Annotated in this window: 17 protein-coding genes; 4 read left to right on the top strand and 13 right to left on the bottom strand. The window is 25.8% G+C overall.

Translation table 11 applies throughout. From position 1 onward, the window contains the following. Positions 1-145: 145 nt before the first annotated feature. From KYD98_RS17545 to dcd, 9 genes are all read right to left on the bottom strand, one after another. The gene (locus KYD98_RS17545) at positions 146-961 is read right to left on the bottom strand and encodes an EFR1 family ferrodoxin (protein ID WP_219781349.1); all 816 of its coding nucleotides are present in this window, start codon (positions 959-961) and stop codon (positions 146-148) included. A gap of 844 nt (positions 962-1,805) precedes the next feature. Beyond that, positions 1,806-2,414: an SDR family NAD(P)-dependent oxidoreductase gene (locus tag KYD98_RS17540; protein WP_258049916.1), complete on the bottom strand. Its 609-nt coding sequence runs from the start codon at positions 2,412-2,414 to the stop codon at positions 1,806-1,808. A gap of 153 nt (positions 2,415-2,567) precedes the next feature. Then, positions 2,568-3,032, bottom strand: a complete 465-nt coding sequence (locus tag KYD98_RS17535; RefSeq protein WP_219781348.1) for a glyoxalase/bleomycin resistance/dioxygenase family protein — start codon at positions 3,030-3,032, stop codon at positions 2,568-2,570. A 340-nt stretch (positions 3,033-3,372) separates the two neighbouring features. Then, complete coding sequence (locus KYD98_RS17530; RefSeq protein ID WP_219781347.1) at positions 3,373-3,597, bottom strand: hypothetical protein; 225 nt, start codon at positions 3,595-3,597, stop codon at positions 3,373-3,375. Positions 3,598-3,767: 170 nt separating this feature from the next. Further along, positions 3,768-4,262: a hypothetical protein gene (locus tag KYD98_RS17525; RefSeq protein WP_219781346.1), complete on the bottom strand. Its 495-nt coding sequence runs from the start codon at positions 4,260-4,262 to the stop codon at positions 3,768-3,770. 20 nt (positions 4,263-4,282) lie between these two features. Next, positions 4,283-4,483, bottom strand: a complete 201-nt coding sequence (locus KYD98_RS17520; RefSeq protein WP_258049914.1) for a hypothetical protein — start codon at positions 4,481-4,483, stop codon at positions 4,283-4,285. A gap of 50 nt (positions 4,484-4,533) precedes the next feature. After that, complete coding sequence (locus KYD98_RS18345) at positions 4,534-4,668, bottom strand: hypothetical protein (RefSeq protein ID WP_258049913.1); 135 nt, start codon at positions 4,666-4,668, stop codon at positions 4,534-4,536. 377 nt (positions 4,669-5,045) lie between these two features. After that, complete coding sequence (locus KYD98_RS17515; protein ID WP_219781345.1) at positions 5,046-5,687, bottom strand: CPBP family intramembrane glutamic endopeptidase; 642 nt, start codon at positions 5,685-5,687, stop codon at positions 5,046-5,048. A gap of 142 nt (positions 5,688-5,829) precedes the next feature. Then, complete coding sequence (gene dcd, locus KYD98_RS17510) at positions 5,830-6,354, bottom strand: dCTP deaminase (RefSeq protein ID WP_219781344.1); 525 nt, start codon at positions 6,352-6,354, stop codon at positions 5,830-5,832. A gap of 521 nt (positions 6,355-6,875) precedes the next feature. Here dcd and KYD98_RS17505 point away from each other — a divergent pair. Continuing rightward, positions 6,876-7,886 carry a phosphodiester glycosidase family protein gene (locus KYD98_RS17505; protein ID WP_219781343.1) on the top strand — a complete coding sequence of 337 codons (1,011 nt, stop codon included), beginning with the start codon at positions 6,876-6,878 and terminating at the stop codon, positions 7,884-7,886. Positions 7,887-7,903: 17 nt separating this feature from the next. Then, positions 7,904-8,929: a dipeptidyl-peptidase IV gene (locus tag KYD98_RS17500; protein WP_219781342.1), complete on the top strand. Its 1,026-nt coding sequence runs from the start codon at positions 7,904-7,906 to the stop codon at positions 8,927-8,929. Between the two features lie 105 nt (positions 8,930-9,034). Here the strand turns inward: KYD98_RS17500 and KYD98_RS18340 are convergent, their stop codons facing one another. The 3 genes from KYD98_RS18340 to KYD98_RS17490 form a co-directional block, all read right to left on the bottom strand. After that, on the bottom strand, positions 9,035-9,352 hold the full coding sequence (locus tag KYD98_RS18340; protein ID WP_258049911.1) for a hypothetical protein: 318 nt from the start codon (positions 9,350-9,352) through the stop codon (positions 9,035-9,037). A 64-nt stretch (positions 9,353-9,416) separates the two neighbouring features. Continuing rightward, a complete protein-coding gene (locus KYD98_RS18335) occupies positions 9,417-9,809 on the bottom strand; it encodes a hypothetical protein (RefSeq protein WP_258049910.1) in 393 nt (130 codons plus the stop codon). A 433-nt stretch (positions 9,810-10,242) separates the two neighbouring features. After that, on the bottom strand, positions 10,243-11,280 hold the full coding sequence (locus KYD98_RS17490) for a hypothetical protein (protein WP_219781341.1): 1,038 nt from the start codon (positions 11,278-11,280) through the stop codon (positions 10,243-10,245). Positions 11,281-11,905: 625 nt separating this feature from the next. Between KYD98_RS17490 and KYD98_RS17485 the strand changes: the two genes are divergently transcribed. Next, a complete protein-coding gene (locus tag KYD98_RS17485; protein ID WP_219781340.1) occupies positions 11,906-12,454 on the top strand; it encodes a Uma2 family endonuclease in 549 nt (182 codons plus the stop codon). 508 nt (positions 12,455-12,962) lie between these two features. On the opposite strand, the gene KYD98_RS17480 is transcribed toward KYD98_RS17485, so the two are convergent. Further along, a complete protein-coding gene (locus KYD98_RS17480; protein ID WP_219781351.1) occupies positions 12,963-13,220 on the bottom strand; it encodes a hypothetical protein in 258 nt (85 codons plus the stop codon). 854 nt (positions 13,221-14,074) lie between these two features. Between KYD98_RS17480 and KYD98_RS17475 the strand changes: the two genes are divergently transcribed. Next, positions 14,075-15,076, top strand: coding sequence for a CAP domain-containing protein (locus KYD98_RS17475; protein ID WP_219781339.1), 1,002 nt, complete (start codon positions 14,075-14,077; stop codon positions 15,074-15,076). The last annotated feature ends 192 nt before the right edge of the window (positions 15,077-15,268 follow it).

The following is a 15,268-nucleotide window of genomic DNA, read 5'->3' as shown; positions in this document are numbered from 1 at the left end:
CTTCTGTAAATTTTAAGCTCAAGCCCAAATCAAAGGTTTGAGTTTTTTCTGCCTAACTTCGTATAATTTGCTATGAATAATGTGATTTTATAATTTATTATTTATTTTTATTAATATATAATATGCAAATATTATGTATAAAACCCTACAAATACAGTTTTGGTTCCTTTATAATTTTGTTTTTCATTGTTAATACTTTTGAAACCAGAAATCTCGGTCTATAAACAATTTTTCTTGCCTTTTTGGGACACCTTTTAACACAACAAAAACAACGCAAACATTGTTCTTTATCTATTTCTAAAGTTTCCTTATCAATTGCACTCATAGGACATAATTTCACACATATATTGCAGTGACTACATTCACTCATATCTACTGAAGGAGTTTTTGTAAATAATCTAGCACTATTTTTAGGTACTATCTTTGCTATTAATGGTAGTTTTCCTTGAGGGATTTTAAACGAAACATCCTTTAAACTATTTATATTTTGCATTTTTTTCATTATATTTTTTCCAAATGCTTCTGCTTTGTTTAAATCATCATTGTTAGGGCGATTTTGTGCAATGGGTATTTCCTCTGTAGAAAATGAGTGTTCTCCTATAAATAAACCTGCCGCCACTACCTTAAAATCTGACTTTTGAGTTATAAAATCAAGTTCATTTAAAACTATACCCTCACCAATATTTCCATAAACACCAACAAGTACAACTGGATTTCCAGTGCCTTTTAAGTTTTCTAAAAAGTCATATACTACTTCAGGAATTTTTTCTTCATAAACAGGCACTCCAATTAACACTATATCCCCATCAATTAGTGGAGCACTTGCTTCTCTTATTTTGGGTAAGGTTAAATCAATTTTTTTATTATTAACTATTCCCATTCCTTTTACAATTGAAGTAATAATTTTTTTAGTTGTACCTGTCGGTGAAAAATATATTGTTGTTACTGAACTAATTAACATAGTAATTCTACCCCGCATTTACATATTTTAACTCCAGTTAATTTAAAGAATAGCTCCGCTGACTATAAATTTTCTATTTCTTTAGGTTTAATTCTAAATATTGAATTACGTATTCCGCACTACTTAAAGGTGTTTTACTATAAATAATCTATTCCTTTTTTATATAAATTACCATTATTTAATTCAAATAACTTTTTCAATTTAAATACATCCTATGTTAAGGTTAAACCCAATATATTGAGTAACTTAGATATACCTATACTGGATTTAAATACATCCTATGTTAAGGTTAAACCTAGGATTAACCATTAGAATGACATGAAAATGTGGGATTTAAATACATCCCATGTTAAGGTTAAACTTACTTTCTTCTCTATCATTGTTGATATCATACTCGTTTATTATACATCCCATGTTAAGATTAAATTTTAGTACTAAGGGGGTTTAGTAAATGAATACTATATTTATTATACATCCCATGTTAAGATTAAATGCACTAGAATATTCTTTCTTGGCATAAGTTCTAGGTTTATTATACATCCCATGTTAAGATTAAATCTATAGTAAAATAGCGATTCTCTAAAATCAATAATATCACTAAGGCATTGAAACTTCAAGGTTTCAAGGAAACTTTACCAGGCGATTGTAAAATTCTAAGAAAAATTTTAAAAAATCCACTTTATCCCTGTAATTTCAATAGATTAAGGAGTTTTATATAAATTCATAGCTGGTAAAATATAATGTTTAATATTCTAGTTAACCAAGTACACCTTCTTAGTATTGAATAATAAAATCGCAGATCCAATTCTTTGAATAATGCGATTTTACACTCTGTTATTTATTTTTATAACTTAGAATAAATTCTATCAGGCATATGTTTTAAAATAAACGCCATAACTCCCCATCTTTTAGTTACATATGCTATCTTCTTTTTTTGTTTTATTTTCTCATATATTTGATATGATGCTTTTTCAAGGGGTTGGACCCAAAATAATCCTTCTCCTTTAGCCATATCTGTATCTACTAATCCTGGTCTAATATCTGTTATTGTTATATTAGAGTTACTTTTTCTAACTTTACATCTTATTCCCTCTAAATAATTAGAAAGAAATGCTTTAGAAGCGTTATATGAAGGTGCTCCTCTACTTCCTCTTAGACCTCCAACAGATGATATTACCACTAATTGGCCAGAGTTTTTTTCCATGAAATGTTTTAATGAAATATTTATCATTGATGTAACTCCAGATACATTAACATCAATTACTTCTTTTTCTTTGTTCCAATCTAATTCCTCATTTAAATCTCCAATACCTGAAGTTATTATTATTAAATCTACACCACCCATTTCATTAATTAATTGAGTTAATTTGCTCATTGCCTCATCTTGTTTAGAAATATCAATACTTTTTATATATGATTTTGTAGGTAATTCTTTTTGAAGCTCAGATAACAAATTACTTCTTCTTGCAGCTAATCCTATATTATAATTCTCTTTTGAAAAATTTTTGCCAATTCTCTTCCAATGCCACTACTTGCACCAATAATAATTGCCTTATTCATAAAACATTCCCCCCTTAAAACTAGCTTGTTTAATAAACTGAATTCATCAGCTTTGTTTACACATTTCAACAAATTCAATAGGATGTTGAATAATTTTTGAAGTTTCCTCTATAGAATATCCATCATTAAGATAACGTTTTGCTATAACTGTCATAGATTCTCCTATCTCTATAATATGATGGTCTGGATCATAAATTCGAACAACTCTTTGTTGCCATTCATGTTTTTTAGGCTGATGAACATACTCAATATTTTTGTGCTCCTGTATCTTTTTAATAAATGCTTCAAAGTTATCTACCTCAAAATATAATTCCATATTATTTGATTTCTCCTTAATAGAATTAGGAGACAAATTTGTAAGCCACGCAAAATCCTCTTGTATTGCAAACCCACCACTAAACGTTACATTTTTACCTAAATCAAGAATAACTTTTTGATCAAATAGTTCCTTATAAAACTGTTTAGAAACATTAACATCTTTCACTGCTAATAGTGCCAATTTAAATTCCATATCAATACCTCTCAAATTACTATTTTAATTGTATTAATGTTAATTATATAGAATGTATATACTTAAATACAGCACATTTCCCAAAATGTGAAAAATATTTAGCTTTTTAATACCCTATAATTTAATTATCAAAGAGAATTGCTCGTGTTTCTATTTATCATAGTTATCTTGCATTTTATACAGATTGTGCACTTTTTTAGTATTACACAACAAAAAAAATATCACACTACTAAAATAATGTGATATTTCAATCTTTTACTTATCTTTATTAATTTATTTAATAAAAGTATTAACTTAGTAGCTTACCTATTCTCCTATTTAAATATAATATTATTTGCTATTATTCACTTTTTCTTGATTTTTCTTTTGATAAAAGATATATATTTAATAAAATTCCTAGTGTCCCAATAACTCCTGATATAATATAAACTAAATTACTTGTTTTTTCCCATATTATAATTGAACTAATTATTATACAAATTAATATAACCCACAAAACTGAAATAACTATGTTTACAATAGTATTATTTAAGGAATTTCTATTGTTAGTGTTTTTGTTAAACATAATATATACCCCTTTCTTGAATAATAAAACTTCTGTAATATATTAACATTATAATTTAATTATACTACACCATATAAATATCACATTGTTTTGACCTTAAATATAGGTATAAATTACTTTCATGATTACAATATTGATCTATCTTGTAACATTACTAGTTATATTTTTTATTAATTTTTATCATGTATCCAATTTACTTCTATTAAATTATTCTTTTTAAATTCATCAGAAATCTTAGCAATTTCATTATTTTTAATACTAATACTATCTATTAGAAATTCAATATCTTTCTTTCTATACTTCTCAATGTTTGAAATTTGCCAGTTCTCTTTTCCTACTAAAATCAAGCTATAACTATTATTTTTACCCTTTCTTACTAATATACCAATTCTACTTATACTCTTATAATCAACTGTTATTGCTTTAGTTAAACCTTTGTATGTGTATGAATCATTTTTAACCTCAATAGTCCTAAAGGTAACCTTATAAGAAATGTATAGTGTAAGCGACATAATTATACTTTGACTTATAAACATAACTGAATCAAATTTACCTGTATGCACGGATGCAAATAGAATCATTATAAATATTATCAAATACAAAATAACTATATATTTTTTTATTATTATAGGCTTTATTATATACGGTAACTCTATACTTTCCATTTTACATTCTCCTTTTATCATTAAATTACTTCTTCTTCCATATCATTCAAAAAGTCTATAATATTATTTTCCATTGCCTCAATTTCATCATCTAAATCATGATCCCATGAAATAATAGAATTTCCCTCAGTATCTGCCTTATATGCACATAACCAGAAAGAAAAATATCTATCTCCAGCAAATGAAAACCTACCTTTACTTCTAATATAATATATTTGCAATTATGACCTTATATTTTAATGTACTTGATTTAATTTATACTTTTACTTTACTAAGAATTTTTCTTGATATAAATCTTCAAAGCTTTAATTAATAATACAAGAGCATAAATTCCTAGTCCCCATAGCACTAAAGCTGGGATTCCAAATATTATTAATGGAATAAAACTTAATATTACGCTATTCATTAATTCTTCCCCTCCTTTTTTATAAAATAATTTAATATATTAATTGTTATTCTTTTTTAGAACTACATTTGTTATTATCGTCTAAATTATGGTTATATTTACTTAAATTATATTACTAGTATTAAAATGGTTAAAATTATATTGTAACTAAAAATAAGTGATATTAAAAACTTTAGGATAAAAAATTAAAATAAGAATCAAAATTTTATATTTCTTTTTTAATTTTCTCCTTAAAATTTTCATTCTTGATTGTTGATTTCAAAAAAACATCTGACAGTAAATTTTATCAAAAGTTAAGACTTTAAAAATTCTATAATTAGTTTGTACAAAATAAAAAAACACCTAAGATAATTAGCTCCTAAGTGCTTCTAAAAATATTAATTGTTACAGTTTTCAACTTTTCTTTTCATTAAAAACAATGTAAAAGCAATAACAACAATATAACCTAATACAGGAACTATTGATGACTCTATTCCAACTTCTCCACCAGTTAATATAACTGATTCTGACACTAATTTATAAGAATAAATAGCTTTATCATGATAAACACCACTAATATTTAAAATTCTACCTATTATAATTACATTCCAAATTCCATGGACAATAGCACTACACCATACAGAGCCACTTTCATATACAATTAGCGAGAACATAATACCAACACTAGTGCCAGCAATAAGAAGTAATACTATACTAATAATATCCATTTTTATCCCAATTAAGTGTATTAGTCCAAAAATAAAAGACGGAAGAATAATAGCTGTCATTTTTCCAAAGCGCTTATCAAAAGCTCTCATTATCATTCCTCTAAAAACCATTTCCTCAACAATACCTGCCCCTAGACCAGCACTAAAGATAGTACGCACTATTATACTTGCTGATTGAAATGTATTAATATCATTTTTTATTAATTTACCAGGAAAACATAATAAAATAGCTGTTACTGTCACTGGTAATGTAATTGCAATTATTAACCAAGTTATCTTTATCCTAGGCTTGCCAATAAAACATTCATTCATAGAAATATGTAATATCTTTGTGCAACATAATCTAATAAAATTATATGAAATTGCAACATACTACATAATATTGGTAATAATACTATTGCTTAATAAAAAAATCGCAACTCCAAACTCTTGAAGAATGCGATTTTATAATCCTTTATTTGTTTTCAAAGTCTTTATACAATAAACTTGGTTGAATTCCTTTATTATTTTGATATTTTCCACTTAAATATTTATCATAATCACCGTCTATAGCATGATAATATATTTGGCAGATTTCAACATCAGCATATATTCGTATAGGTTGAATACAATGGATTTCTAATGTCCAGTATCCACTAAACCCAACATCTCCAAACCCTGCTGTTACATGTACAAATAAACCAAGTCTTCCTATCGAAGATCTTCCTTCAAGCATTGGAACAAATTTATCTGTCTCTGTAAATTCTTTAGTTCTACCAAGGTAAAGTTTATTTGGTTCTAACACAATACCTTCTGGTGGTATCATAATCTTTCTACATTTATTCTCTTTTTTCATATCTAAGGTAAGCTCTTCATATACAAGAAGCTCATTATGTAATTTCAGATTATAACTATTTGGATTTAATTGATTTTCATTATATGGCTCTATTATAATATCTTTTCCAAGCTTATTTCTAATCTGTTTTCCTGATAATATCATTTAGTTCCCCTCCTATAAAGTTTTCAAAAGTTTTTCATAAATAATCATTTGTTATAATGAATCAATTATACCACATACTATAAATATCTAATTATTTAAATTTTAAAGAACATTTTTATTACTTTGCTATGTTAGAGTTAATCTTATTACGCCCTCTATAAATCTAGCCTATAATAATTATCCACCAAAACACATATTTTCTAAATACTTTTGTTTTTGTATATTTTTTGTTATTATGTATATGATTGGTTTTATTCTTTATGAATACTTATTTTTACATTTTAATAAAGCATTCTAGAAATTATTAAAAGATTATTAAACAAGAGTAGAGTTTCCTATTTCAATTGTATCTATAAGCTTTATTCCAATATATGTGATTTCATAACAGCTACTAACTTCTGTATAACGACTTCTAACCATCAGCCAAAGACACACTGTATCTGATGATAAGAATTCTGTTTATACTACAATATCAGACTTATTTTTAAACATAGCCAAAATTTCATAGTAAGGAGTATTTAATGAATATAAAGAAAAAAGAAAAAATTTCAAAACTTCAACCAAATAAATGGAAAAAAATTTTATCTAGTACTATATTATTTCTACTGTTTGAATTTATGTTTACTGCATGTACATTTCCTTTTTTACTTCTATATGGACCATTTGAAAATGCAAAAAGAGCATATGTTGGATCTGCAATGAAAACTATGAGTCATCAATATTTAGCTAAATGGTTTTTATCAGATGAGCAAATAAATAATATTATAGGTAAAGAATCATCTGAGGCAAATAATGAAACAACTAATGTTAATGACATAAAGATTTCGAAGAATAAAGATGATACAATCGAACTTTATAATATAACTGATAATCCTAAGTTTAAAGGATATTATCTTCTTATAAAGGATCCAACAAGAATAAAAATAGGTACTAGCTCTAAATTAGGAACAGAAGGTGAAACCACCTCTGAAATTGCTGAACATAATGATGCTGTTGCAGCTATTAATGGAGGAGCTTTTATTGATAAGACATCAGTTAATTGGACAGGTACTGGAGCATATCCTGATGGACTTGTAATAAGTAATGGAGAAACCATATATAGTAGCTTAGATAAAGACGATAAAACAGATCTATTTGGAATAACCAAAGATGGAATATTAATTGTAGGTAAGTATTCAGAAAATGATCTTAAAGAATTAGGAGTCCAAGAAGCATTAAGCTTCGGTCCTGCACTTGTAATAAATGGAAAGAAGACTGATATTACTGTAGATGGAGGAATAGCACCAAGAACAGTAATTGGGCAAAAAAAAGATGGTACAATAATTCTTATGGTTATAGATGGAAGAAATCTTACAAGTTTAGGTGCAACATATGACGAGATACAGGAAGTAATATATAAATTAGGAGCTATTAATGCAATTAACTTAGACGGTGGAAAATCTACAACCATGTATTATAATGATGAAATTATTAATCATGTATCAAACAGTATGGGTGAAAGACCTATTCCAACAGCAGTGATTGTTAAATAAACTTAAGGAGACAAAATATGAAAAAAATAATTGTTTGGATAATGTTATCTTTAATATTACAAACAACTGGGTTATATATATTAAATAACTTTGTATTTATCACTTCATCAGAATTTAAAAGTAAAAAAATTAATGTTAATAAATATACGTCAGATGACATTAAAGGAAATATTCCAAGTGGTGTAAATAATATTAATCTATCATATGATGGTAAATACATAACATATTTAAAAGAAAAAACTTTAAATATTGAAGATACCAAAACAGGTAATTCAAATGAATTTAAAACCGAAGATAATGAAGTAGTTATGTGCTACACATGGCTAAATAATAGAAATATAATTGCTATAGTAGAAAAGGTCAAAAAAGATGAAAAAGAAAAATTGCAGCTTATAACGTATGATGTTAAAAATGATTCTAAAACTTTTGTACAAGATATATGTAACTTTAAAAAAAATCTTGAAGTAGAAAATATAACTACCTCTGTTCTTACAGGTGTATATTATATACATATAAATAAAAATAGAATACAAAGTACAGTTTATAGAATAGATAGAAATAATGATTTAAGTCAAATTGATATCAATGCTGAAGTTATAGGAAATATAAAGGTAATTCCTCATGAAGATAGATTAGTTTATCAAAATAAGATAAATAACAAAATTTTTGCTACAACTCCTAATAAACAATTAAATTTTAATTCTAATAAACTTACATTGCTAGATATAGATAAAAATGACATGATATATGTAGGAGAAATTGATGGTGATAACATAACCAGTGTGCTTTACGGTAAACTTAATGAAGATATCTTAACTTGGAAAAAACTAAATATTGATTCAACTATAAATAAAGATCAAATATTCTTTAATGATGAAAATCAAATATTAACTAATAACAACTTAGAAGGATCTGTCAAAAATTTAATTAATGGAAATAAAGTTGAATATAATGGGAAATTTATTCAAATAATTAAAGATTTTATAGTAAGTGTTGATGGTGACGGAAATTTAATCTATACACCTTATAAAGATGTTTTATAAATAGAATATCTTTTAAAACAGTGTTGATATTTTAGTATACGTCTAAACTGACATTTGGCTAAAATATCAACATTCACTAAAAACATAACGTTAATTTCTATTTAATTAATTAACCAATTTAAATTCTCCATAATCTCCAATGGCATGATTAACTTGTACACTAATTACTATTCTATCTTTATCAAGATAGCTATATGTTCCTTCTTTAGGACTTTGTATCTTTCCATTTGATTTATAAAAATCAGCATTTTTAAGCATATGAGTTAATTTATCATCCTCAATATTTAAAAGAAAGTTTCTTTGTGCTTCTGCTAATTCATCATTTTTAGCAAGAACCTTAATATTGTTTGAATCTTTTAATTTTTTTAATACATCATTTATATTTGCATAATCTGAAAGTCTTATGCTACTTCCTTTTTCCACACTTATATTAGTTGTATAAAAAATTGAAGTTGGATGTGCTGCCCCTTTTACATTACTTTCTCCTTTATAAACTATTTAATGCTTCTTCTTGTAAATCTTTATTAATTGATTTAAGTTTTTCAGAATCATTTAAATTTTTTATTTGAGGATAATTAATTTTAACATTATTTTTAGTGTAAATTTCACTTGTTATTTCATATTCATTTGACTTCTTTGTTGAATTTTTAGAAGTTTCTTTTTCTTTAGTTGTATCTACTACTTTCTTTGAAGTATCATCTTTAGTTTCATTTTCTATACTGCTTGTCTTTTTACTATCAGAATCATTTATTGTTTGATTATCAGATAAATCCGTTTTGTTTTCTGAATTAGTAGTCATTGTTGTATTATTACATCCATCTAATATACTTGTAATTCCTAATGATAAAATCACTAAGATTATTATTAGTTTTGATTTCATATTTATATACTCCTTTTATAGTTATATATAAATAATAGTTAATTAATTTTTCAAAGTCAAAATTAACCATAATAGTAATTGTTTTTATATTACTTAAGAGTTTCTTTCAAACTTAAATCTACAAAATTTCAAAAAGCTCCTTTTAGTATATGATTAATAAACTGTGCCATATAATGAATTAAGCCAACTCAAAATCAGCAAATTGAATGGTTTTTCCGTTTGCGCTAACAAAAGATAACGCCAAATAATCAAATCCTTTACAAAACCATTCAAATAAGTAGGAACTTTTATTTCCATTCTATCTTTCACTTCCTTTCTTTTTAATCAAATATAAAATCTACAATTATTTTCCAAATATTCAGCGTTGCATTATTATCTCGATAAGTCTTTTCTATTATTATCATCTCCATTTGTCAAATATAAATTTTAATGCTTATTTGCTATGAATAAAGTATGGATTATCTCTCAACAGTTTTTTCAACTTTGGATTAGTCTTCTCAATATATTCTTCATCGTGATTAAACATAGTACAATAGAATCCGTCTGCTTTAGATAATTTTGAAAAAACAGTTAACTTTGTAAGAGTATCTGCAACCTTTGCAATAGTAGTCAACACCTTTTCTTCTTCTTTATCATCTAATGGTATATCTACTAAGTTACTACTGGCAAAATCCGCATACTCCCAATCAGCAGGAGAATTCTTATCCACACAATCACAAGTATCAGCAGATAATGAAAGATATCCATGACCGGGATAACACATGAAAGCCATTAACGTAATTTTCTTATCTGAATTTTGTTCTGTAAAATCTAAAATGGATTTTTCCATTTCATTCAAAAGCCTTTGTTCCAACCTTTTATAGTTAATTTTATCAGTAGTATAAACCACTTCTGTGCCACCACTGTCCCAACTTCTAATAATTTTTTGCAAAATACCATTTTGTTTATAAAAGAAATTAAAATCAATTCCTATCTCTGTTGTGTCACCTTTTGTTTTGGATGCAATCTTCATAAGGCAGGCATTTTCATAATAATATTCCTTGTATGCTTCACTCTTATCACTACAAAAATAAACTTCTGTAGGACCATTCTCTCCTAATAAGTAAACTGTAACATTATAAAGGGTATCAGCCTCCCAATACATTGTTTCTATCATATCATCATGATAAAAATACATAGTTGCATAGTGAAAATGTCCCAAAAACTCACTCATTTCCTCCACGAGAATAATACGCCCTTGCTCATCAAAGGAATATCCATAACAATCATTCTTACATATTGGCTCAGCAATCTTTTTTCCTTTTACCTTATATCCATGTAGCTCATTTTCATATGGAAGTACATTATACAATAAACCTTTGCTAATAACGGTACTTACACATTTTAACTGAACATCTGCCATTATTTTTGAGAAATTATTTTTTGCGGCTTTATATTTCATTTTAATATTATTCACCATTTTATCATTCATTGAATTCATCTCTCCTTGTATATTATATAAGTTCGCCTGAGATTATTTTTAGAACAATCTTTAAACGATAAACTGCATATACTCTTTACATAGCCTTTTGAGTTGCCAACATATCTACAAAGGAAAGATTTTCTTGGTTTACTGTATACTTTTCTTTAACTGCGCTGGTTTTACATCTACAAGTTTTTCCTTTATAATCTCAATATCATTTATCCAACAAGCATAAAGTAAAGAATTATCATTTTCCATATACATAACTCCTTTAAATATTGTATAACTTCCTTGTAGTCATCCTTTATAAACTGTTTATAGTCAAATAATCATAATCTATAAATAAAGTAAAAGTCTACTATATAAGCTACCTTGCACATGGCAAAAAGTAATGCCTATCAGTAACCTTTTTTATAAAGGTATTACAGTTTTTAAATTCTGTCAAGAACACTGCTAAGTTTCTGTCACAGCTTTTTATAGCCATTTTGTAAACCCTCTAAATCAGGAGTGAAAATACAATCTGTTTCAATTTTGTCCACTACTTATACTTGCATTAATTAATGGCTTACAATACTTTATCTATTTTGTTATAATGAAAAAAGATGATACTATTAAAATTTTGGAGGTCGTTTTTATGAATTATGATTATATTAACTATTATTCTGAGGAAGAATTTGAAGATATTCAATCTCATTATGATGGTAAAGCAGAATTTGATAATGGTTTAATATTTTTAAGTTCAAATACATCAATAAGGCATAATCAAATAAAAAGAAATATTTTAACTGAATTTTCTATCTATCTAAAAGGTTCAAAATGTCAAGCATATGATGAGCAAATAGAAGTTATATTTAATTATAAAGACGATCTTAGAAAATATAAGCCAGATATATTTGTTGTATGTGATGATGCCAGTAAAAAAGGAGAAAGTTTTATATCTCCTCCAAAAATCATTTTTGAGATATTATCTAAATCTACTGCAAAATTTGATAAGGGTAGAAAATATGATACCTATGAAAAATTTGGAGTATTAGAATATAATCTTGTAGAGCAGAATGGTTTTATTGTTCAACATGCATTGATAGATGGAGCTTATCAAATAGTTAATGTATATAAAAATGATGATGATTATACATCAACTGTATTTACTGATTTAAAAATAAATTTAAAAGATATATTTTAGGCAGAGTTTTTTTACTCTGTCTTTTTAAATGGCTATGTTTCAAGTGAATGTTGATATTGTAGTATAAAGCTCATGGACAGAGATCAAATAGGAAACTTGACTCATGTATATTCGTCCAGTAAGTTCGAGGGACAAAATATAAAATTTTGACTCTTACTTAAGAGTTCTAAAAAGTAAATTCCAATGCCAGTTCGCCCTTATACTAAAATATCAACACTGTTTTAAAACATAGCGAACTTTTTATAGTTTTTAATTATGCTGAATTAATCAATCTTTCTTAATATTCGATAATGATAATTATTATCTCTATATCTATAATATTAGTTTAAGCTATAATAATTAATTTGTACGCTCTACATTGACATTGTTTAGTCCCTTTTAGACATATATTTTTTAACCACAGTTAATGGTAGACTATTCAAAAATATTGATTCTGCACAATTAACTCAAAGAGAAATCAAAAAATTCAATGTTGCTTAAGGTAAAAAGAGGTAATCTAAATTTTAGATTACCTCTTTTTTATTTGAGTAAATTTATTAAAAATATCATCAAGGTGAATATTAAGTTTAATGCTTACATCAACATCAAAGAGATTTGAATTTTGATTTTTTTTACTTTGAATATTTGTCTGGATACTTGCTCCATCAGATCCTATTTTACATCCATTAATTATTGTATCATGAACCATATATCCATCTTCTCCAAAATAATAGTTCTTTCCATCAATAATTTTCCATCCTGTGTAATAAGAATCACCATCTTTAATTAATCATCTCCACTAATAAAAGATTATATATATTAAAATTTAAATTCTACATTCATTTAAATCATATTGTTAATGGTAACTCCAAATTAAGTTAAAATTTAATTGTAGAAATCATATTACAACATATATATAATAATTAACTTGACTTGTGCACTAAATTGAGAAATTTTATCAAATAGCTTAAAATCAAGGTTTATTAAATATGAAAGAATAAATTTTAGATATGCTCTACTCAATCTTTTATATTAATTTGGTTTATTTTTCAAATATAATGAGTTAAAGTCTATTTAATTCTAAAATTTATGCTTAAAAATAATAGAATATTGGCTTTTGGAATATATGTCCAAATAACTGCACAAGTCTAGTAATTAAATACACTTACACTAGAATTCAATTTTACAATTTCAGATTTTAAATATAATATTTTTTCCATATTATAATACATATGTATATTTTTATTTTTTAAGTAAATATATTAATATATCTCAGGTTGTCTAAATTCAATATTAATTGGATAGTTAGTTCTACTATCAATGCTTTAATTTTATACTTAAACCTTAATTATCATTTTTCAAAAAACAATAAATTCAAATATTATTTAAATATTTTTAATTTAATTTAAAAACAAATACAAAACAAAGGAGTATTCTTTAGAATTATTAAAGAAATTAATATAAAAATAAGCTAATTTATTTAAATGCTCTTATTCATTGGTTGAAAAATGTCACATATATGTTAGTATAAGAAGCACAGATAGTGAAACAAATTTGAATATACCAAAAAATATTTAACAAAAATGAGTATATTTAAATTTAAATACACATCTAAAAATAAATAGCGAGGGAGAGAAACTAATGAAGAAAGCTTTTTTAGGAAGAATATTAGGAGGTCTTGTAGCAGTAGCAATAATTACAAGCCTAAATCCATTAGGGGTATCCGCAGCAGTAAAAACTACTACTAATGATTGTACTATTACTAAAAGTTGGAGCAAAGTTTATGGAACTTGGTTCTGCTTAGATTCAAATGGAAAAATTAAATTAGAAGATTATTTAAATGATTATATAAAGAATAATAAGACAAGCTGTAATTTACAATTTGGATGGATGACAAATCCAACTAACACTAATAATTCAGTGATCACTAATAATAAATCAAACGATACAACAATACCTGTAGTTAACAAGGGATCAAATGATTCAACAGTATCAAATAATAATGGAGCAACAGATTCAAAAACTCCAAATACCTCAACTGATAACAAAGAAGTAGCTGATACAAAAGTTCCAAATGTGCCTGAAACTAGCACAGAATTAAACAAGTCAAAAAATACAAATAAAACTGAAAATAAAGCTACAACTACACCTGAAAAACCAGTAAATAATACTGGAAATCAAAGTACAACTAAATCTGGTGATTCTGTAAATGTAGCAGGATTAAGTAAATTACCTGAAAAGTATTCTATAAGTATTCAAAGTAATGCTGAAAATAAAATTCTTCAGTTAATGAATGAAAAAAGAGTACAAGCTGGTTTAAAGCCATTAACTATGGATAACACTTTATTACAAGTTGCTAGATATAAGAGTAACCATATGATTCAATATAATTATTTTGATCATATAAATCCAGACGGAACTAAATGGACAAACTGGTTACAAACAATAGGATATAAATATAGTACAACTGGTGAAAATATTGCATATAACACATATGATCCAGTTGAATTATTTAACCAATGGTGGAATTCTGAAGGACATAGAAAAAATATGATGAATCCTTCATATAACAAAGTTGGTATAGGTGTTATTTATGACAAAAATAATAATAAATATATGGGAACACAAACATTCTCAAACTAAAGCACCAAAATATACTAATTTAAATTCATTATTAAAAATCACTTAATAAAAGTTATAAAAAAGTCATTAATTTATTTTTCTTAATAAAAAAATTAAGAAATCTGAATTGATGACTTTTTTCAATAGCAACTGCCTAGCACATTATTCTTAAAAAAATAACAGCAATATCACCATTTCTGATTATCGCTGTTA

Origin of the sequence: Clostridium weizhouense, from assembly GCF_019431045.1 — a bacterium.
Taxonomy (GTDB): domain Bacteria; phylum Bacillota; class Clostridia; order Clostridiales; family Clostridiaceae; genus Clostridium; species Clostridium weizhouense.
This window is presented reverse-complemented; position numbering and strand designations above follow the sequence as displayed.